Annotated in this window: 16 protein-coding genes and 3 tRNA genes; 7 read left to right on the forward strand and 12 right to left on the reverse strand. The window is 45.4% G+C overall.

The annotated features are described in order from the left end of the window. The 3 genes from QT973_RS21110 to trxA all read right to left on the reverse strand — a co-directional run. The coding region (locus QT973_RS21110; protein ID WP_333392109.1) for a beta-propeller fold lactonase family protein at positions 1 to 1,502 on the reverse strand (1,502 nt) is incomplete at its 3' end. Between the two features lie 665 nt (positions 1,503 to 2,167). Beyond that, a complete protein-coding gene (locus QT973_RS21115; protein WP_333056550.1) occupies positions 2,168 to 2,752 on the reverse strand; it encodes a hypothetical protein in 585 nt (194 codons plus the stop codon). Positions 2,753 to 2,839: 87 nt separating this feature from the next. Further along, a complete protein-coding gene (gene trxA / locus QT973_RS21120; RefSeq protein ID WP_333056552.1) occupies positions 2,840 to 3,157 on the reverse strand; it encodes a thioredoxin in 318 nt (105 codons plus the stop codon). A 73-nt stretch (positions 3,158 to 3,230) separates the two neighbouring features. On the opposite strand from trxA, the gene fabG reads away from it, so the two are divergent. Beyond that, positions 3,231 to 3,995, forward strand: a complete 765-nt coding sequence (gene fabG / locus QT973_RS21125; RefSeq protein WP_172188962.1) for a 3-oxoacyl-[acyl-carrier-protein] reductase — start codon at positions 3,231 to 3,233, stop codon at positions 3,993 to 3,995. A 105-nt stretch (positions 3,996 to 4,100) separates the two neighbouring features. On the opposite strand, the gene QT973_RS21130 is transcribed toward fabG, so the two are convergent. The 3 genes from QT973_RS21130 to QT973_RS21140 all read right to left on the reverse strand — a co-directional run bounded on the left by QT973_RS21130 (position 4,101) and on the right by QT973_RS21140 (position 6,221). Beyond that, positions 4,101 to 4,556, reverse strand: a complete 456-nt coding sequence (locus QT973_RS21130; RefSeq protein ID WP_333056553.1) for a GTP pyrophosphokinase — start codon at positions 4,554 to 4,556, stop codon at positions 4,101 to 4,103. Positions 4,557 to 4,688: 132 nt separating this feature from the next. Continuing rightward, positions 4,689 to 5,129 carry an NUDIX hydrolase gene (locus QT973_RS21135; RefSeq protein WP_333056554.1) on the reverse strand — a complete coding sequence of 147 codons (441 nt, stop codon included), beginning with the start codon at positions 5,127 to 5,129 and terminating at the stop codon, positions 4,689 to 4,691. A gap of 36 nt (positions 5,130 to 5,165) precedes the next feature. Continuing rightward, the gene (locus QT973_RS21140; RefSeq protein ID WP_333056555.1) at positions 5,166 to 6,221 is read right to left on the reverse strand and encodes an adenylate/guanylate cyclase domain-containing protein; all 1,056 of its coding nucleotides are present in this window, start codon (positions 6,219 to 6,221) and stop codon (positions 5,166 to 5,168) included. Between the two features lie 696 nt (positions 6,222 to 6,917). On the opposite strand from QT973_RS21140, the gene QT973_RS21145 reads away from it, so the two are divergent. After that, positions 6,918 to 8,051, forward strand: coding sequence for a class I SAM-dependent methyltransferase (locus QT973_RS21145; RefSeq protein ID WP_333211955.1), 1,134 nt, complete (start codon positions 6,918 to 6,920; stop codon positions 8,049 to 8,051). Positions 8,052 to 8,372: 321 nt separating this feature from the next. Beyond that, positions 8,373 to 10,076, forward strand: a complete 1,704-nt coding sequence (locus tag QT973_RS21150; protein ID WP_333056557.1) for a lipoxygenase family protein — start codon at positions 8,373 to 8,375, stop codon at positions 10,074 to 10,076. 126 nt (positions 10,077 to 10,202) lie between these two features. Here QT973_RS21150 and QT973_RS21155 read toward each other — a convergent pair whose 3' ends face one another. From QT973_RS21155 to QT973_RS21170, 4 genes are all read right to left on the reverse strand, one after another. Further along, a complete protein-coding gene (locus tag QT973_RS21155) occupies positions 10,203 to 11,342 on the reverse strand; it encodes a fatty acid desaturase (RefSeq protein WP_333211957.1) in 1,140 nt (379 codons plus the stop codon). A gap of 322 nt (positions 11,343 to 11,664) precedes the next feature. Beyond that, entirely contained in the window at positions 11,665 to 12,930 is a 1,266-nt protein-coding gene (locus QT973_RS21160; RefSeq protein WP_333211959.1) for a glutamate-5-semialdehyde dehydrogenase, read from the reverse strand. A 4-nt stretch (positions 12,931 to 12,934) separates the two neighbouring features. After that, positions 12,935 to 13,339, reverse strand: coding sequence for a hypothetical protein (locus QT973_RS21165; protein ID WP_333056560.1), 405 nt, complete (start codon positions 13,337 to 13,339; stop codon positions 12,935 to 12,937). Positions 13,340 to 13,587: 248 nt separating this feature from the next. Continuing rightward, positions 13,588 to 13,659 (reverse strand) — tRNA-Gly (locus tag QT973_RS21170). Between the two features lie 219 nt (positions 13,660 to 13,878). On the opposite strand from QT973_RS21170, the gene QT973_RS21175 reads away from it, so the two are divergent. The 4 genes from QT973_RS21175 to QT973_RS21190 all read left to right on the forward strand — a co-directional run bounded on the left by QT973_RS21175 (position 13,879) and on the right by QT973_RS21190 (position 16,867). Next, on the forward strand, positions 13,879 to 14,019 hold the full coding sequence (locus QT973_RS21175) for a hypothetical protein (RefSeq protein WP_172188980.1): 141 nt from the start codon (positions 13,879 to 13,881) through the stop codon (positions 14,017 to 14,019). A gap of 603 nt (positions 14,020 to 14,622) precedes the next feature. Next, positions 14,623 to 16,443 (forward strand): ABC transporter ATP-binding protein, encoded by a 1,821-nt coding sequence (locus QT973_RS21180; RefSeq protein ID WP_333233944.1) that lies wholly within the window; start codon positions 14,623 to 14,625, stop codon positions 16,441 to 16,443. A gap of 197 nt (positions 16,444 to 16,640) precedes the next feature. Beyond that, positions 16,641 to 16,722, forward strand: a tRNA-Tyr gene (locus tag QT973_RS21185). A gap of 73 nt (positions 16,723 to 16,795) precedes the next feature. Continuing rightward, positions 16,796 to 16,867 (forward strand) — tRNA-Thr (locus QT973_RS21190). A gap of 55 nt (positions 16,868 to 16,922) precedes the next feature. On the opposite strand, the gene QT973_RS21195 is transcribed toward QT973_RS21190, so the two are convergent. Together QT973_RS21195 and QT973_RS21200 are read right to left on the reverse strand one after the other, a co-directional pair. Beyond that, a complete protein-coding gene (locus QT973_RS21195; RefSeq protein ID WP_333211963.1) occupies positions 16,923 to 17,069 on the reverse strand; it encodes a hypothetical protein in 147 nt (48 codons plus the stop codon). Positions 17,070 to 17,599: 530 nt separating this feature from the next. Then, positions 17,600 to 20,071, reverse strand: coding sequence for a PhoD-like phosphatase (locus QT973_RS21200; protein ID WP_333392111.1), 2,472 nt, complete (start codon positions 20,069 to 20,071; stop codon positions 17,600 to 17,602). Positions 20,072 to 20,250 lie beyond the last annotated feature (179 nt).

Genomic DNA, 20,250 nt, shown 5'->3' on the forward strand with positions numbered 1-20,250 from the left:
GTGCTGTCGAACAAAGGCAGCCCGACACCCCGACCTTTAGCATCAATTTGAAATTGAGCGGGGTTTGTCACTGTTTTCACGAATTCTTCAGTGTCAAAGACATACACCTTCCCATTAGCACCGCTCAAATTGGGATAGGAAGCATAGAGGTACTTGCTATCACTTGAAAGCGCTAAATCAGTAGCAAATCCGTCGGGAATTGGTCGAGTTGCTGCTACTAATTGCGGATTCGTCAGCGGGTCTTTGATAATGCCGATATTGCTCCCGGCCCGGGGGTCTCCATCCACGCTGGGCAATTCCTGACCGAAAAATTTCGCGTCCGCATTGCGACCCACAACAAACGCATAGCTAGCATCCGGTAAAACCGTTACCGAAACTCCCTCATTCACATCGAAGTAATCAAAGTCGGAACCCAACCCTAAATTTGTATAGCGAGTAGTAGCAGCAAAACTTACCGGGTCATTATTAGTAATATCCAGTACCCCAAATCCTTTGCTATCTTTCCCGCTGTTTGTAAACGTCATCTTCAGCGGATAGACCGTAGAAGCTAATCCTTCTACGCCTTCATCGGCTGTTATATTTCCGATTAATTGATTCCACTTTTGAGGGTTCTGACTGGGGTCGCTGGGTCGGTCTTTGGGGTCAATATTCACAACGTAAATCTGGCTGTTCAAACCGTTCGGTGCGGTAACAAATAGCTTCTTTCCGTCGCTGCTAATTGCCATCTGTCGCAAACCGCTAGGTGCTGCACCAACTGTGATAGTTTGGGTAACTTGGTGATACTTGGATGAGAACGGGTTGATATCGAGAACGTAGATGGAATTGCCGCCAGCTTTGCCGTCAGCAATGTAAGCGTATTGGTCGCGAGAATCAAGTACAATTGAACGAGGCGTTGCACCGCTAGGCAAATCGATCGGGTTTAAGCCAGCTACATCCGCTTTAGTATCTACCTGCTGTCGGGTTATCGGATCGACTAAAGCGACTCTACCGGAAGCTTCCAGCGGGACGTACACGCGAGAACCGTCGCTAGTTACAGTCAAATCTCTGGCTCTATCTAGTCGATCGTCCGTACCTACAGCAATGTTACCAATTAGCAAGTCGCTGCTGTTCGTTATCGCCACAACAGATTCGGGGTCGGAACCGTTGAGTACGGCGATTCTATCCGCTGTCCACTGGGCCCCAAAAACATATTCTGTATCGTTTTCAATCCGGTAGGAATTGCTGTTGTAGAGAATTTCTGTTGCTGGTTCTGCCGGATTTGAACTGACTTTTTCGTTCTGTTTGCGACTGAGGACAATTCGCGAATCGCCCAAGGGTACGGTGTCGGGAACTCTGACAGCTACTTCAAATTTATTGTCTGCTAATTCGCGACTGAGGTTGGTTAGTATTGTGCCTTCGTAAGCTTGGTCACCAACATAAAATTTTACCACTAAATCGCTAAATTGGCTACCTTTGGGGTCGCCAAAGTTGTCTGCTAAAACGTTGCTTCCCGTCAGAAACAAAACTGGTAGATTGTTCTCAAAAGGTTGATTGTTTGCGTCTTTGAATTTGACTTCGGCACTTTCAATCAGTGGAGGATTTTTGGGATTTGCCGCATTTGGAGCGAGTTGAGATGCGCGTCTTTCCGCAAAAATACCCTCTTTACCGAAGTAGTCGATTTGTCTTTCGTTTACAGGTTCGCCAGTGAGAGTATCGAGTTCAAGAGATTTTTTTACGGGGGGGGGTAAAACTGAAATCCTTTAATTTGGGGCTAAAATTGATGGATTTGGAGGAGATTGCGGTGTCTTCGGGGTTATTGTTAAAACTGTCTGGAAGTCCGGGGAGTGCTGGCTCTGGGGTAGGGCTGCTAAGGGCTTGAGGATTGAGTAAGTTTGCGGTATTTAGGTCGAATTCAGGTATTAAGGTCGTTTCACCAATAGGGAACGGCTCTTGACTGTTGAAGGGCGATTTATTGGAAAATTTCATTAAGATGCGAACAAGCGATACAGTAACTTGTTGTGATTCTTAGTATCTCACCATAAGAAAATTGTTTTTGTCAAGCTGTTGAGGCAGAAATGTGGATTTTTGTTATAAAACTTTACATTGTGTTCTAGATTCCCAGTACGATCGCCCTTAATGCCGCAAATACAATTTCTCTAATATCGCGATCGAACTTCCAGTAGCATAATTAAGAACGAGAAACTAAAGAACGGACGTAAAAAGACACCGCTCCAATTATGTAAAAAGCATTCACCAAAATCAACAATACTTTACCAGCATAAGAATTAACAAAACCAAAAACCCGGAAAGTTGACAGCAGCACTAACAACATTTCAACCACAGAAACAATTGACCCGTAGTGCTTTCTATCCCAATAAGAAAACGGACTGATAAAACGGTAATTGCTGAACGGAAAAAAGTGGCGGTGAGCGTCGTCATTGTGGACAGGCAAATCTCCCAGAGAGTGTAGTATCATGCTGATAAACAAAATTTGCACGCTTTGCCACCCAAAGTAATAAGCAATTAGCCAACCAATAACCGCAAGGGGAATTGAATGAAACAGAGCCACAATATTTTGTACAAAAGGCTCATAATATGCTTTTGACCAAATTGTAGCTTCGGGCAAGCGAGCAATGTATTTCGCCCAAAAGTAAAATAAAAATATTGGGATGTCGGGTAAGATTCCGCCGATCGCAATAATGAGATTAGCTTGCGGCAGTTGCGGTTTGCCGAGAATTGCCAGATTGATAATAGCGTGGCTGGGAGTCTTCATCAGTAGGGTGCGTCAACTAGGATTATCTTATTCATAATGAATCAGATATGGGCTGACACACCCTACGTGTGAGATAATTGACTCCGGTTACAAGAAAGGTTGCACTCGATCGATCAACTGCGCCGCTTGCATCACTCCCTCAATGCGATCGACCTCAGCGCCATTTTTGAACAACACCAAAGTCGGCAAAGCATAAATGTGATGCTGCGACGCCAACTGTTCGTACTTATCGGTGTCAATTTTGACAACCATCAGCTTGTCTTTCATCTGACCACTCACTTGCTCCAAAATCGGTGCCATCATCTGACAAGGCCCGCACCAAGTAGCGTAAAAATCTACCAACACCGGCAAGTCAGAGCCCGATAGTAACTCTTCAAAACTGCTGAACTGTTTTTGAACTGCCATAAGACAAAATAATTTTTTGGGTTCTGGCTCGATTTTAGTGCAAAATTCTCTGGTAGATTGCGAGGATACAATTATGGAACTATTACCAGAGACTTTTCAGAGATTGCGGGGTCAAGTTGCTGTCGTGACCGGTGCGTCGCGGGGAATCGGCCGCGCCGTTGCTTTAACCCTAGCAGCAGAGGGCGCTAAAGTCGCCGTCAACTATGCGAGTTCGAGTGCGGCTGCTGATGAGGTGGTAGCAGAAATAGTCGCTGCTGGAGGAGAAGCTGTCGCACTTGCAGCAGATGTCTCGAAAACTGAGCAAGTAGATTTACTCACCAGTAATGTCATGGAAAAATGGGGACGGATTGACATTTTGGTGAACAATGCGGGCATTACTCGCGATACTTTGCTGCTGCGGATGAAGTTGGAAGATTGGCAAGCGGTGATTGATTTGAATTTAACTGGCGTGTTTTTGTGTGCGAAAGCTGCCAGTAAAATCATGCTGAAACAGCGAAGCGGCCGAATTATTAATATTGCTTCGGTTGCTGGACAAATGGGCAATCCGGGACAAGCTAATTACAGTGCGGCAAAGGCTGGGGTAATTGGATTTACTAAAACTGTGGCGAAAGAGTTGGCGAGTCGCGGGATTACTGTGAATGCAGTTGCACCGGGTTTTATCACTACAGATATGACTAAGGATGTCAAGTCTGATGAGATTTTGAAGTATATTCCGCTGGGGAGATATGGGGAAGTTGAGGAAGTTGCGGGGATGGTGAAGTTTTTGGCGGCAGATGCGGCGGCTGCTTATATAACTGGGCAGGTTTTTAATGTGGATGGGGGGATGGTGATGGCTTAGATTTGGGGATTTTTTTAACCGCAGATATCGCACAGGCATGATGCCTAGATATCGCACAGGCAAGATGCCTGTGCCACGATGAAGGCGGATATCTGCGGTTAATAATTACTTTAAGGCGGCACGCAACTGACGGAGGACTTTTTGGTATTTTGCAATGCGTTGAAAATCTGCCTCTGTCGGATTGGCGATGCGACTAATATCAAGGTTATGAGTAACATCAGCGATTTTGACTCGCAGTGCGATCGGGTTTGCAATCACACGTTCTAAATAAGCTGCATAAGCTTCTCCTTTTATTTTGGTAATTGCGGCGATCGCCTTTACTATAAATTCAGGAAAACCTTCGCTTCTGAGTTGGTCGAGTGTAAGTTCAGAATCTTCGACCGCATCGTGTAGAACCGCTACGATTTTCTGGTCTAGAGAATTTACATTTTCCATCACAAATAGGGGATGATATAGATAGGGCTTGCCTGCCTTATCAACCTGTCCATCATGAGCTTTGGCGGCGATCGCGATCGCGCGTTGTAGTAATGATTCGTACTCTGAATTCGTAGTTGACAGCATCGTAAAGAAGTTCTCTATTATAGTTTCATCCCCCTAGCGGGGAAAAGCTAAGCAGTCGGAAATAAATAGAACTTACGCAAGAGAGGATTTTTTTCACTGTCTATCTATGGTGTAAGCTACGCACTCTGCACCCTACATACACAGGTTATTTGATTTTAAATATTCTTGCAACAATTTCCAAGCCATTTGAGTCCCCTCCCCTGCATTGACTTTCTCGAAATCGACATCTTTTCTCAAAACTACAAAACCCACACCTTCTTGAATTTCAATTTTTTCAATATTGCTAACTTTTGCCAAAAATAGGTGATTTTTTTGGATAAATTCGGGATTGTTGTTTTTTATGTAAAGAAAAGTTGTGATAAATTCAACTTTGCAATCGCTTTTTATGCTAGTTTCTTCCTCCAGTTCTCGCACTGCTGCTTGCTGTGGACTTTCTCCAATGTCCACGCCACCACCAAAAGTAGAAAGCATTCCTTGGCTTGCAATACCTGGAATATTATCTCGCATTTGTGCGACGATCTGACCGTTCGGGAGCATTATAAAAATGCGGACAATTGAATTGGGAATATTCATATTATTGAGGAAATAACCAAACTCCAAAAAGTTGCTCTATAGTTTTTTGATGTGACTCCAAATTTTCCTAATCCAATTGTACGCCACAGCATACAAAGCCAACAATTTATTGACAAAACTTTGCCAAATAGAACCTTCCCTTACCTCAGAAACTTCTTCGATTTCCACGGGCAGCGGCGGCATCCCGACTACTTCATACAGCGGATATTCGCCACTTTTCCCCGGAATTGGCACGGATACGCGCCGATCGACGATCGCCAATTCTTTCACTTCCTGATAAGTCTCCTCGGAAATCAGTAAACTTGTTCCTACTTGCTTATTAGCCGCCTCGATCCGGCTGGCCAAATTCACCGCATCCCCGATCGCCGTAACTGTCTGACTCTTCGACGCCCCCAAATTCCCCACAACCACCCAGCCGCAGTGAATGCCAATCCCAATCCGCAACCGGTGACGGTATAAAGTCTCAAAATAGGGATTGAGTTTCTCTAGTTCCTCCAGCATCTCCACCCCAGCCCTCACTGCTTGTTGGGCCGCCTTGTCTGAATTTTCCAACCCAAACAGCGCCATAAAACCATCTCCCATGTAATTATTAATCATCCCGCCGTTGCGGTTGATAACATAACCCATTTTTTGGAAATAGCGATTTAAAACATAAATTATATCGTAGGGCAACAGCGATTCTGCAAACGCAGTAAACCCTCGAATATCGGCAAACAAAATTGCAATTTTCTTCTCTTGACCCACAGGATTAGAAATCAACTTTCCGACCATTTCGTCGTTAAATGATTCCAAGTCTTCAGAATCGATCGCCAGTCGGCGCAAAATCACCCTGCCGCCCGCAACCTGTGTCTGACAAGCTAGCCTAATTTCCGGTTCTAGGCGCAATTTTTTGGCAAGTTCCTCTTCCGGCGAAGTGCGGGGAGAACAAAATTCCAAACCTTCGACAATCAATACCCGGCAAGTCGAACATCGGGCGCTACCGCCGCAGATGTGGGTGTGGGGAATGTCGGCACGCAGGGAAGCTTCGAGAATTATATCGTCGTCGTCTATCTCGATCGTGCGATCGTCCGGCAGATAGTGAATCTGTGGCATATATGGCGCGTCTAGCTAATTAGCGAGAAATCTCGCGGACATCTGTTATTGCAGTGAACCTGTATGCAAACCCGGTTTCTGGGCATTTTTTCTGTATCCCTGATACCTTAACTATAAGTCGCGATCGGCACTTGCTTCTCGTTTCCTCACCTCAAGCGCCCAACTGACCACGAATTTCTTCATGTGGTACCCGCCACGTGATTTATCTCGCGCAAATCAATCCCAAATCGAAAATCGAAAATCCTCAAGAAAGAGCATTTATCCGTGGGGTCGCCTCTAAAATCTAAAATCTAAAATCTAAAATCGATTGACACCAGTTTAAAAAAAGAATGCAACTCTAGGCAAGAGTCCAACTCTTAGCTCATCATTCATTTTCAATTCTAATATCTAAAATGGTATAACTGAACACTAAAATTTTAATCTCAGCGTAAAAATACCCCAATTCAAGCTCTGGAGTTAATCTCAAATCTCAAATCTCAAATCTCAAATAGACTGACATAATTCTTAATAAAATTAAGATCACCCAAAGCCAGATAAATCCGTTATCAAATCCCCTTCAAGCGCCATATGTTTTTAGGATTTTGGGATGTTTTGCTGTGCAAACCTGACTTGACAATAGTTTCAGCTTTTTGGATCTCTAACAACCAGCTAATTTTCGTGAGATAGAATAGCAGCATCTTTAAAACCAATATAACCATGACTTCATCAACAGTCCTACAAAGCATCGAAAAACACATTCCCATCGTGGGAGATGTACATAGCAAAAGTCCGATCGCCTACGGAGCAACCCGCCTCGCAGTCAGTGCAGTTAACACGGTGCAAATGGCAGTAGCAGAGTCTTACATCAACGGATTAGAAGTCGCAGATTCAGTATTGCGATCGCTTTTTGATACCTGTATGCCCGTCTTTTTTAAGCATTTCCCCTCCCTGCTTGCACCCTACGAATGGGTACTAACAGAAACAGACCATACAGCCGAAGGGCCGCGGGATTTAATGAAGATTCAGTACGACTTACCTCAAGCAATGCTGAATCCGATGTTAGGCGATGGAAAACTTATTTATCCTAAATACAGCATGGGATTGTGGGAAAAAGGAGCAGCCAACCTTGAACAAGCGCAAATGCAGATGATTGATGATGTGATTGAGAAGCTAGAGATTCAAGATGGCGACAATATTTTAGACTTTGGTTGCGGCTGGGGTTGCGTTCCCAATTACATTCTTTCCAAATTCCCCAATGTCCAGTCTACTGGCATTAACCTCAGCCACCACCAATGCGAGTATATGCGTCAGAAGATGCAAGAGCCCGAAAGCTACCTTAGTTCAGGTCGATTTACCCTATATGAAGGCGATTTTAACGACGCCAACTTCGAGACCAAATTTGACAAAATTCTCTCCATCGGAGTTTTTGAGCATATAGGCAATTTAACGAAAGCTTTCCAAAAGCTAGAATCTTTCCTGAAGGATAACGGCAAAGTTTTCATTCACATCATCACAGTTCGCACTCCCAACAATATATCCAGCGTTTTCACCCACAAATACATTTTTCCCCACGGCCGTTACTGGAAATATGATGCAATTCCCAGCCACAACAAAGACCTCAAGACCATTAAAAGATGGTATCTCAACGGATACAATTACTCCACAACGTTTGCTAACTGGTTGAAAAACTTTGACGATTCTCAGGAAATAGTCAAAGATTTGGACTACGGCATCGACTCTGCCAAATTTCGCCGCATCTGGCGGTTTTACTTGATTTGGTTTGTGTCTAATTTCGCGAGTTGCGAGGGCGAATATAACGGCAACGGTCAATATTTAATGGTTCGTGCCTAACCGCTAATGAGTAGACTCAGCTCAAAAAACCGAACTCCCCGAACCCCGACATCTCAAAGAAGTCGGGGTTCTTGAGTGCGAGCTACTTATCGGGAGGATGAAACCTTTCAACATAGATTTAGGGCGATCGAGAAGTGTTGCCTTCTTTTGAGGAATTTTTCTGAGCTTTAAAAAATCCGGAATAAGATTATCGATCGGTGAATAAGACCTATATCAAGCGTGAGCCTGCACAATACTTTTTAAATTCCATCCTCGATCGGTAGTGATGATCTCCGATATTTTACTACAAAAAGAGAGTTGATTTATACAATGGTAGACAATATGAAACCTTCTCTTCCTCAAGACGACCCGAACCAAAAACAGCGTCGCGATTCCTTGAATCGGCAGCAACAAGCTTATCAGTTTGACTTTGAGAGTTTATCACCTTTGGCATTATTGAAAGATGTGCCACCAGTCGAGAACTTTTCGAGCAAGTATATTGGAGAGCGGATACTAGCAACATCGGAACTTCCAGGAAATATGCTGGCGGCCGATTCGAGAAGTTTTCTCGATCCTCTCGACGAGCTCCAAGACTATGAAGATTTCTTTACTCTGCTGCCGCTACCTGCTGTTGCCAAAATCTACCAAACCGATCGCTCTTTTGCAGAACAGCGCCTGTCTGGAGCAAATCCGATGGTGCTTCGTTTGTTAGATGCCGGCGATCCTCGGGCGCAAACACTGGGACAAATTTCCAGCTTTCACCCATTATTCGATCTGGGCCAAGAGTTGCAACAAAAAAACATTTACATTGCCGATTATACGGGTAGCGACCAACACTATCGCGCGCCTTCAAAAATAGGAGGTGGCAGCTATGAAAAAGGCAGAAAATTCTTGCCGAAACCGCGAGCTTTTTTCGCTTGGCGGTGGACGGGAATCCGCGATCGCGGTGAACTGGTGCCGATCGCCATTCAACTAGATCCGACCCCAAATAGCCATCTTTACACCCCGTTCGATCCTCCTGTGGATTGGCTGTTTGCGAAACTCTGCGTGCAAGTAGCAGATGCCAATCACCACGAAATGAGCTCGCATTTAGGTCGAACTCATTTGGTGATGGAACCAATCGCGATCGTCACCGCCCGACAGTTGGCTAAAAATCACCCCCTTAGCCTGCTGCTGAAACCGCACTTTCGGTTTATGTTGACTAACAACGAGCTGGCGCGTTCTTATTTGATCGCTCCGGGCGGGCCAGTCGATGACTTGCTAAGCGGTAGCTTGCCAGAGACAATGGAAATAGCTAGAGAGGCTTGCAGTAACTGGAGTCTGGATCAATTTGCCTTCCCAACTGAACTGAAAAATCGGGAAATGGACGATCCAAATCAACTGCCTCACTACCCTTACCGAGATGATGGATTGCTACTGTGGAATGCGATCGAAACCTTTGTCTCCGGCTATCTCAAACACTTTTACCCGACGAAAGAGGCGATCGCAGAAGATGTGGAACTGCAAACCTGGGCACAAGAATTAGCCTCTGATAACGGCGGTAAAGTCAAAGGAATGCCCAGCAAAATCGACACAGTTGAACAATTAATTAAAATTGTCACAACTGTAATTTTCACCTGCGGCCCGCAGCATTCAGCCGTCAATTTTCCCCAGTACGAATACATGGCTTTTGCCGCCAATATGCCCTTGGCAGCCTACCGGGACATTCCCAAAATTACCGCTTCTGGCAATCTCGAAGTGATTACAGAAAAGGATATTTTACGGTTGCTTCCTCCGTACAAACGAGCGGCTGAGCAACTGAAAACTATGTTTATTTTGTCAGCTTATCGATATGACCGTTTGGGTTATTACGATAAATCTTTCCGAGAACTCTACCGGATGAGCTTCGACGAAGTTTTTGCGGGAACCCCGATCCAACTTTTAGCCAGACAGTTCCAGCAAAATTTGAATATGGCAGAACAAAGGATTGATGCTAACAATCAAAAACGAGTCATTCCTTATTTTGCTCTCAAGCCTTCGTTGGTGCTAAATAGCATCAGTATGTAGGAGTGTATTTTTGGGGCAGGCGAGACGCCCAACCCCTACTCCCCACAATAAAATTCATTCTTGGTGGAACAGGCACAAAAGCCTGTTCTTCAGCATAATTCAAGATGTGAGTTACAATGCGAATTCTCAGCTTTTATAGTCTTCAACAATCGAGCAATTCACGGCCATTGTACCCGCAGAATCTGTGAATGTGACTTCATCTTGATAATGCCGTGGTGTTTGCATCAGCAACCGCCAAGCTTCTCCAGCATCGATTAAATTCATGCGTCCGGGATAGTGAATTTGCAACAACTCTTGCACCATCGGATAATAGTCTGAGTTGATGCTGGGGAAAATATGATGCTCTGTGTGGTAAGAAAAATTCAAGTGCAGCAGGTCAAATATTTTAGGAACCCGCACAGAAGCACTGTTGATCAGCGGGTCATTAATCGCGGTCATCCGGCAACCCATATGGTTGGTATAGATGTAAAACATTGCGCCTGCATGACCAATTGCGATCGGCAAAAAGTACGCAAGGGCGATTTTGAGCGGATGAAAATTTAGGTAGAATAAAATGCTCGCATGAATTCCTAAAATTCCCAGACATTCAAATGCGATTGTCAATCTATCTTTAGGACTAACTGTAAAGGCAGCCGGTACGTAATCAACAGATTTATCGTTAAATAACAGCACCGAGGTGAGATTGCGGAAATTATGCACTAACCACGAACCCGCCATCCCTACAATTAACCACACCGGATTTACTTCTACCGACGGGACAAACAGATTTTGAATCCATTTTCCCCAAGTATCTGGTTGCTGGTACAGATAGTTGCGATCGGGGTCTGCCACAGAATTCGTGTTATTGTGATGTACGAGGTTGTGCAGATTTTTCCACTGAGTAGGCGGCATAAACAGCATACTTAGTCCCAAAAAGGCGATCGGATAAGTGAGGCGCGACTTTTTCTGAACGCTACCGTGCATCAAATCGTGGGAGCTAAATAGCAAAACTATGATACTATTGCCCATGATGACGGCTAAAGGTAAGTACAGCCCTAAAAGATAGACAGGCCAGCGATCGAGATTAGCAGCAATTCCCCATCCCAGCAATAAAATAGCAGCGTTGATGAATAGTATTGCTAACTTGCTAGGCTCTGGTTCAAAGGCATCTGATGGCAGCAGCGGACGCAATTTTTTAACATATACCGAGTGGTGAATTAGCGTTTCTTTGCCTAAAGTCGGCGTTGCGGTATTGTCTAGAGTATTGAGTGTTTTTTCGGATTTCATGTGATAGCTAAGAGTATTTTCATGTGAGTTAATAAGTTTCTAAATTTAATTAGATCCCGTACCCGATTTTAGATTGAACCCACACATAAATCCGGCGGCTTATTGTTAGGATGCGGAGATTTTATCTGTCTCCACTGCGGCTATCCGGGAGCTTGTGATCAAATTGCTTTAGATCAAGGCTGCCTGATTGTTCTACCAAGATATTATTGTATCCTATAAAAAGATTTTTGGAACAACTATTAAAGGCTTACGCATCGATAATAGTCTCCCATTTTTTGAGTTTGGTTTAATCTCAATAACCAATTCTAAATAACCTATAAGATTAAAAAAGTCCGTTTCCCTGAACAATTTCTTTAATTGTCGTCAGCGTATCTAACCCGATCAATCCTCGACGATAACCTTTTTGGTTGGACATTCCCAAAAATATCGCATCTCCCCGATTTTGATAGCGCCAAAACCGAGGTGAGGCATTAATAAAAGTTGAGGCGCTGTTAACATCCAGAGCAAATTGGCGACTTTCTAAGTAAGATTCAGTGGCAATACAGTCAGCGTGACCGCTGCTGTAGCGGTTGATCCAGCCGATCGCAATCTCTAAACTATCGACAACTTTAAACGCGATGGTTTTGTTTAAATACGGTTGAGTCCACTCGTATGTTTCCGCCAGCTTCAACTCTGGGAAATCTGCAACAAGATCCGCATCGCCGCTAATTTGAAAGCCTTTTTCTTTTAAACTGTTCCACAGCCTGACTAAGGAAGAAGGCTTTTGGTTGCGATCGATGAGCACTTTCTCGATCGCATTAACAGGATCGGGCACGCTTTGATGGCTGTCCAAAATCATCCACCTTGCCATCTCCAAACTACCAGTCGGCGACCAATAAAGGTAACAATTTCCCATTGCCGACCTCAAAACTGGTGCTGTGCACAGCCTTACCACCTGCTGCACCAAACTTGGTCTACCGTAGGGAATAATTAAATTGAGATATTGGTCTTGAGTGACCAATTCTCGGATCGAAGCGCCCCGATCAGGCGGCAGTATCTGCAAACATCCCGATGGCAAACCTACCTCATCGATCGCCGACACCAAAGCTTCCCCAATTACAGCATTAGTTTGCCAGCTTTCGCTGCCGCCTTTTAGAATCAAACTGTTAGCGCTTTTGAGAGACAAACCCGCGGCGATCGCCCCCAACTCTGGAAACGCCTCGTAAATTAGAGCGATCGCCCCCAGTGGTAGCGACTGACAGTAAACCTGACAGCGATCGACCTGATAAGAAGCATTGATCACCCTGCCGATCGGATCTGGCATTTCCCCCAACCGTTCCAGAATTTGCACAGTTGTCTTGATCCGTTCCGGCGTCAGCTTCAGCCACTCCACAATCAATTCGGGAATCGCCATGTCCCGACTCGCTTCTAAATCCAGAGTATTTGCTTCTAAAATGTCATTTTGTCTGCGTTTCAGCGAGCCCGCCATCGCCTGCAAAGCTGCAGCGCGATCGGCACTCTTTGTCGCCGCCAACTCCAAAGAAGCTTGATAAGCCCGACGCGCGACATTTGCGGCATCTGATGAATGGGTAAAATCCTCTATTATCATCTAGCTAACGCCTGTAAGCCAGCCATACCATCAGCGCCGGCAGCATTGCTAGCAGCACGGCGACCATTGCCCACAGAATAATATTCGGGCCCGGCGAGTGTAGCGCCAAGGGCAACCAAATCACTAGCGGCACCAATATCATACCCAAAGCCAGTGGCAAGTAATGGGCTTTCAAACCCGGATGCGCTCTGTTCCACTGGTGCCCTGTCCACCGCCAAGCCTGCTTGTAAGGATAGTTCGTTGATAGTTGCTCGATCACGTCTCCACTTTCGTCCAATACAAATATTTGTTGACAGCGGTTGCAGCCAAAGGCTTCTGTCAACGTTATGGGAACTAGACGACCCCGGCGTCGGCAAGGACAGGGGTACTCATCGTTTAAGTCAATCTTGGGAGCTTTTTGAGATGGCACTAGCGATCGGATAAAAAAAGCGTTTTTGCAAAAATAATCGTTAACATATCCACTTAATCAAACTTGTCAATTCCGCCAAAGCGAGGCTTTCAACTGCCTATTCCGAGATATTGCCCGATCGGCAATTTTGACTTGCAAGTTCTGCATTCAATCTTACCACTAACTTAGGTATTTTCAACCATCATTAGGACTATGCCGAAAACTTTCTTGATCTACTTTCCGGTTTCCTTGATTTTTTTATCTTCTAAAGCGGGTGACGCGATTCGAACGCGCGACATTCACCTTGGCAAGGTGACGCTCTACCACTGAGCTACACCCGCATTTCCTGCGGTATTAACAATATTGTCTCAATTCTCTAAATTTGTCAAGTCTTTTTAGTAAGTTTTTTTTCACAAACCCAGTAAACCCCCCCAAACCCACTCCCCACCTGCAATTTCAGCAGCCAGATCGTTAACCAAATCAGTAATTGCCGTGAAAATTGACCGCCATCGGCCCACGGCAAAGCTACAATCAAGCTGGAATTGTGGGAGAACACTGTCATGTCAGATTTAAATCGCGGAATCATGAAGTTCAAGGGAGCTGACAGTCCTATAGCGATCGCCATTTCGGCGATTGTCATTGCCGGCGGAATCGGCTTCTTGATCTGGTGGGCGCTGCAATCAGCCTACACCTTCAGCTAACAGACTACTCAAAGGTAAAACTTATACAGCATATTCCATGTATATGTGGTACACATAATCTGATGGCCCGTGTAAGGTGCGTCGCCACCCGTCAATCTGTAAGTTATATCCAATATCTCGTAGCGACGCACCCGGAGGATTAACAGCACACAATTAAGGTTTCTACTGTACTTCATAAACCACCGAATATGCTGTAAGGCCTTGCTCAGAAGGCAGAATTTAAGAAAAATTCTGTCTTTTGCATTTTTTTGCCCTTAGTCTGGAATTGATTGCCCAGGAATGCGGATCGATTGCTGATGATCGAATGATTGCCATAAATCACCCGATCGGGCGAGTCGCTAGCATGATCCAAGATGACCAAGAATTTCTTCATGTGGTACCCGCCACGTGATTTATCCGTGGAATCAATCCAAAATCTAAAATCTAAAATCCTTGCGTCCCCCGCCTTTATCTCGCGCAAGTCAATCTAAAATCTAAAATCTAAAATCTAAAATCGATTGACTCCCCGATCGACTACTTTTGTAGTACAATTGTAAACAAAGCGCGCCGAGAGCGCAGTTTTAAATGCAAGTGTTTGCAAGGGTTGTATCTCAACACAAATTTATGGCAAGCTTTCAGGACATTTTCCAATACTACAGTCGCTACTGGAAAATCTCAGTTTACAGCATAGGCGCATCCAGCATTTTGGCACTAGCCGATTTGCTTGTTCCTTACGCGATCGGTCAAATATTAAACGTATTGTCGGGTCAACCTACAGATACAGTAACGCAAAAACTCATAGCAGCGATCGCCTCTGTTACCCAGCAGTCACCCAACAAAATATTATCGCTATCCGTCTTGCTCGGCATAATTTTTCTGGTAACAGTAGCCAAAGCACCGATCCAGCCTTGGGTAGCAAATTGGTTCCACTGGGCGATACCATTGAGGGCAAGACGCGATCGAATGAGAAGTGCGATCGGCAAAATCCTCACCTTACCCCTAGAATTCTACGACGAAAACAACGCCGGACGGATTGCCAGCCGCATCGCCAAAGGCATCGCCAACCATACTTGGACTTACCCAGAAATTGCCGGCGAATTCATCCCCGAAGTCGTCCGCTTAATCGGCATTTTTGCCGTTATCTGCTTAATTGAGTGGCGGATTGGCTTATTAATTTTGGTTTCATTCCTATTTATCCTCAGTTTCACCCTCAAAGGCTTGCAACAGGTGACTGCGCGGGAAGAAATTCTCGATGAATACATCGAAGATACCGAAAGCCGCAACTCGGAAATTATCACCAACATCAAAACAGTCAAAGCTTTTGCCACAGAAAGCGAGGAACTCAAAAGGCAAACCACCAGACTCGATCGCGAATTAAAAGTCGTGATCCACCGCATTCACAAAGGATACGTCACCTTGGGGACATATCAGCAGACGATCGTCCAGTTGTGTTTGTTTTCAGTTCTTGGTTTTAGCCTAGCAGCCACGGTTGCAGGCAAAATTTCCCTCGGATATTTTGTTACCGTCTACACCCTGGCAAGCATGGCATATTCCCAACTGCGTCCGATTAGCATTATCGCCGAATTATTGGCGCGGCGCTATTCTTCAATGATCCGGTTCCACGAGTTTATGCAAACGCCCGACGGTGTGGATGCGGTTAATTTAGCAGAAAATGCTCGATCGGCACAGCCACCTTATAAATTTACCGGCAAAGTTGAGATCAGCGGTTTGACCTTCGGGTACGACAGTCAAAAACCCGTTTTGCAAGATGTGAATTTGTTGATTCATCCCCGTCAGACTGTAGCATTAGTCGGGCGATCGGGTTCCGGGAAATCGACTTTAGTTAAACTTCTGTTTCGCTACTTTGAACCCAACTCCGGCCGCATTCAGATCGACGGCGAAGACATTCGCAGCTTAGACGTGACTCGCTACCGCCAGCGTTTAGCCATTGTCCACCAAGAAGTAGACGTTTTTAACGGTACTTTGCTGGAAAATTTGACTTACGGAAACAGAAACGCCACTTTCGAGCAAGTTGAGGATGCTTGTCGCATTGCCAAAGTAGACGATTTTGTGCGGCTGTTGCCCCAAGGTTACTATACCGTGGTCGGGGAGAGAGGAATGCGGTTGTCCGGCGGCCAGCGGCAGCGGTTGGGGATTGCCAGGGCGCTGTTGGTGGAGCCGGATGTGTTAATTTTTGATGAGGCTACTTCTAGTTTGGACTATGAAAGCGAGCGATCGATCCAGATAGCCATGCGAAATATTCTCGGTACGCGCACCACCATAATTATTGCCCACAGACTGAGTACAATTCGCGAAGCCGATGCGATCGTCGTACTCGACGGCGGTAGAATCGTCGAAGTTGGCAGCCACGAAGAACTTTTGAGTCAACAAGGTATTTACCGCCGCCTGCACTCCCTGCAAGAAACCGGGGAATTAGTGAATTAGGGATTTTCTCTTAGTCTAGACTTAGGGTGCTCCGGGCACGCACCCAGCCTAGACTTAGCAATGCACACCTTAAACAGTGTTCAATTTTCCCGTCAGCCCCTAACTCACTTATGTGTTCTCAGCTAAATGATTAGAGTTTTAAATATAATGTTGCAAATAAAGATTCTGGTGCTAGGATGTATAACTGTGATGGAAATGGGTCGATGCCCGAGCGGTTAATGGGGGCGGACTGTAAATCCGCTGGCTACGCCTACGCTAGTTCAAATCTAGCTCGGCCCACCTCAATTTAATAAAAAGTTAAAATTTAAGAATTAAAAATTAATTTTTTAATTGGAGATTCTTAATTTTTTATGCCCGTGTAACTCAGTGGTAGAGTACCTCCTTGGTAAGGAGGAAGTCACGAGTTCAAATCTCGTCACGGGCTTTTTCTTCTATCCTATATACATCAAGGGTTTCAGGTTCATCGCACAGCAAGAAGGTTAGTTTTCCGCTGAACTTTCGTGCTGATGGTTTTCTAATATGTCCCAAACAACTTCCATATCTGCCAAGTCCGCCCTCGACTTTTTGCGTATGGCTTTTAACTGATTGAGCAAGTCGGCCGGCTTTAGGAAATCTGCGACTGTCAAAGAAACTTTGTTGCTATCTTTGGTAGTGTTGGGTCTGTTAATTAATATCGATCGTACCCAGAGTCTAGCTCATAAGCACAGTTTTGAGATCACTGTTAGGAATGAGAATTAAATAACTTGCATTTTTTGTAGGTTGGGTTGAGGGACGAACCCTGCGTTTCACTCCGCCCAACGCCACGCTTGATTGTTGGGTTTCGTTCCACGGGCCCAACCTACGAAGTTATTTAATCCACGATCCTTAGTCGCGGGCAGTATGGCTAGTTGAGAAGGGTGTAACATCTGAGTTCCAACTGACATCTTGCACCCTTCTCGATAAATCTTTTATGAACAGGCTTTCCGGCCTGTTCCACAATAAAATTCATCTCTTGTGGAACAGGCCGGAAAGCCTGTTCTTGAGAATGGTGTAACATCTCAGTTCCAAGCGACTTTAGCTATGAGACTGGGGTTTCACCCCCGGCGGACACGGCCACAAACTCAACACAATATTGTACCCGTATCGAAATCCCCGACTTCTTCAAGAAATCGTGAATCTAATCATCCTCATCCAATCCCAGCGGCACAAAATATTGACTGTAAACCACACTATCGGGCTCCCAAAGAGGCCGCCAATAAACATTTTGCATCACCGCTTTCTCCCCATCATCATCAGCAGGCCACTGAAAACTGACGATCGCAATATTGCTATATCCCACAATCTCATCACCCTCTTGCAGCCAGCGATTGCGCCACAACAGCGATATAAAATTCCATAACCTACGCAGCGGTGACAATTGTTTATTTTTATGCGATCTATCTGACGCAGTTCCATTTTCTAGCTGCAAAAACACGCGAGCTCTTTGCCGTTTAATCCAGTCAATCCGATAGCCCCAATCAGGCAGAGATTGTCTATTTCTGACAGCAGCAGCCATAGCCTTCTTTCTGTCCCCCCTCGAAATCTTCATTAATTCCAGCGGCTCATTCCATCCCAAACATTCGTGCGATCGCTCGGGAAGCAGCGACTTAATCTTAGTATGAATTAAATGCGTTTTCCACTCCTCATTGATCAAAGCACTAGCAGTCAACTGCGCCAACACAGAATTTTGACAATTTGACCGATAATTCTCCCTCGTCAAAGGCTCAATATTCGATCGAGAATCGCCAAAATGACAATCAGACCAATAACTCAGTCGCACACCAGCAGCATAGTGAATATCCCCCGTCAACACAATCACCCGATTGCGCTGCTTAAAAAATTCCACCAACAGCTTCACAAAAGCTAACTCATGAAAATTCCAAGAATCCCCCGCATCACTATTAAAAACCTTCCCCTGTTCCACATCCCACTTTTGCACCGCATCAATAATCGACAAACCCACCAAATTTGTCGGCACAACCACCAGCGTCGCCTCAATCTCAAACTCCCCAGTTTTATTCAGCAACTCAGTCTCCCTCAAAGGTTTCTGAATTTGCTCCTCAAAACCTTTGTGAGTCAAAAGCATCGGTGGATCGATCGCACTTTCCACCGGATACCCCCGCCAATTCCGCGTATCCAGCACAATCACCTCGTGCTTAAAACTTCTCACAGTAAAATGCCAATTCAAAACCTCAGTTACACCCTCGCCCTCCCGATCCAAAATAAAAACGTCTTCATCTAATTTCAACTTAGGCAAATGAGTTTTCGGATCGAGTCCGGGAATTCCCAAATACGAAGCCGCCTCCTCCCAAGCAGAAACATCAGTCCCCGCCGAATTAGACCATTTTTCAGCAGTTGTTAATAATTTATCTCCAGGTTGTGCGCGATCGAACTGTGCAGGCGTATTTCCCCAAGCCTGAAACACAGCGTAAGCCAGCAAAGCATTCTGCACTACCCGGCGGCCCAGCGGCTTCCCCAGCACCCGGTAACACCACTCTCGATTCAAATAAAAATCGTCGCTAACATCATGGTCATCGCAAATCATATAAGTAGGAATATTCGCTAGCGCCCTCCTCACTCTCCACAAATTGCGAGCAAAACCGTTAAGTTCAACAACTTCTCTATCCCAGACTTTTGCCTGCTTAGAATTTGGGCAAATATCCTTACCCTTCGGAAAACTTGTGCACCAGAGTACCGGCGACCAAACTAACAAATACATCGCATAATATTCGCCCAAGCTAAACAAGTGACTTTTAGCATTTTTGGGTTTATTCACCAACATCGCCGTAAAGCCGCCAAAATCTCTGGCAATATCGCTGCGAGTCCCCGGCTGTAACTCAATTGGTTTTTTGAACTGATACTCAGCATCCGACGGTTTCTGAATTGGCGACTCTCTAAAAATTTCCCTCTCTTGGTCAAGTGCAGTTTCGTTTTCCGAATTTTTAGGTATACTGATACACAAATTCTTTTTTATTTGGGCATCATCCATCAGGGGTAGACTTTCTTCCCAGCCCAACAGTGTATCGCCAGCGTCAGTCAAGGCCCACAGCATGGCATCGGCAACGTCGTCGCCGTAAATTTGGTCGCCCGTTAAAAACAGTTGGTGGGGCCTGCTATTTGCCGTTCCTGCAAACTGTTCGATCGAATTATCCAAGATGGGCAGCGCATCTCTGCCGTCTCCGTGGGGCTTACGACAAGAACCGTGAACGATACGCAAATAGTTTAAATCCTGCGGCGGCAGGGCAAAAGTGGGCAACTGGTGAGCGAAATAACTAATCGTCTCCGGCCCCAAAGCCGATAAATCAGGGGTGGCAGGCCACAGGCAAGAAATGAGATTTTCTTTCTCATTTTCTGGGACTGCACCCCCGACGTTCGACTCGCTACTCCCAGTAAACTTGATGTCATAAGCATAAATTTGCCCAGATGTCAAGACATTGCTGTTAATTGGTTTAGCAGTCACCGCCACTACGTGCAGGTATTTGCCGAGCTGCACGGTAGAGTTCGCACCTTGGAGCAAGGGCCGATCGACAATTTCGCCGGTTCCGCCCTCTGTCGAATAAACCTTGAGTTCGACTTGGCGGGGGGCTTTCAGAGCCAGCCAAACTGTCACGGCCCGACTTTGGGTCCGGCGCAAAATCGGGCCCGCAAGGATAAGCGGCAAGTGATGAATTCGATGACTTAAGGGAGTCCACGACATAGGATTTAAAAAATAAAAATTAAATAAGAGTGTTCTAGCAATCAGATTTTAGGCGATCGAGCATCTATCACCCGCTTAATTAATGCTAAGTC

The organism is Microcoleus sp. Z1_A1, from assembly GCF_036700305.1.
Taxonomy (GTDB): Bacteria; Cyanobacteriota; Cyanobacteriia; order Cyanobacteriales; family Microcoleaceae; genus Microcoleus.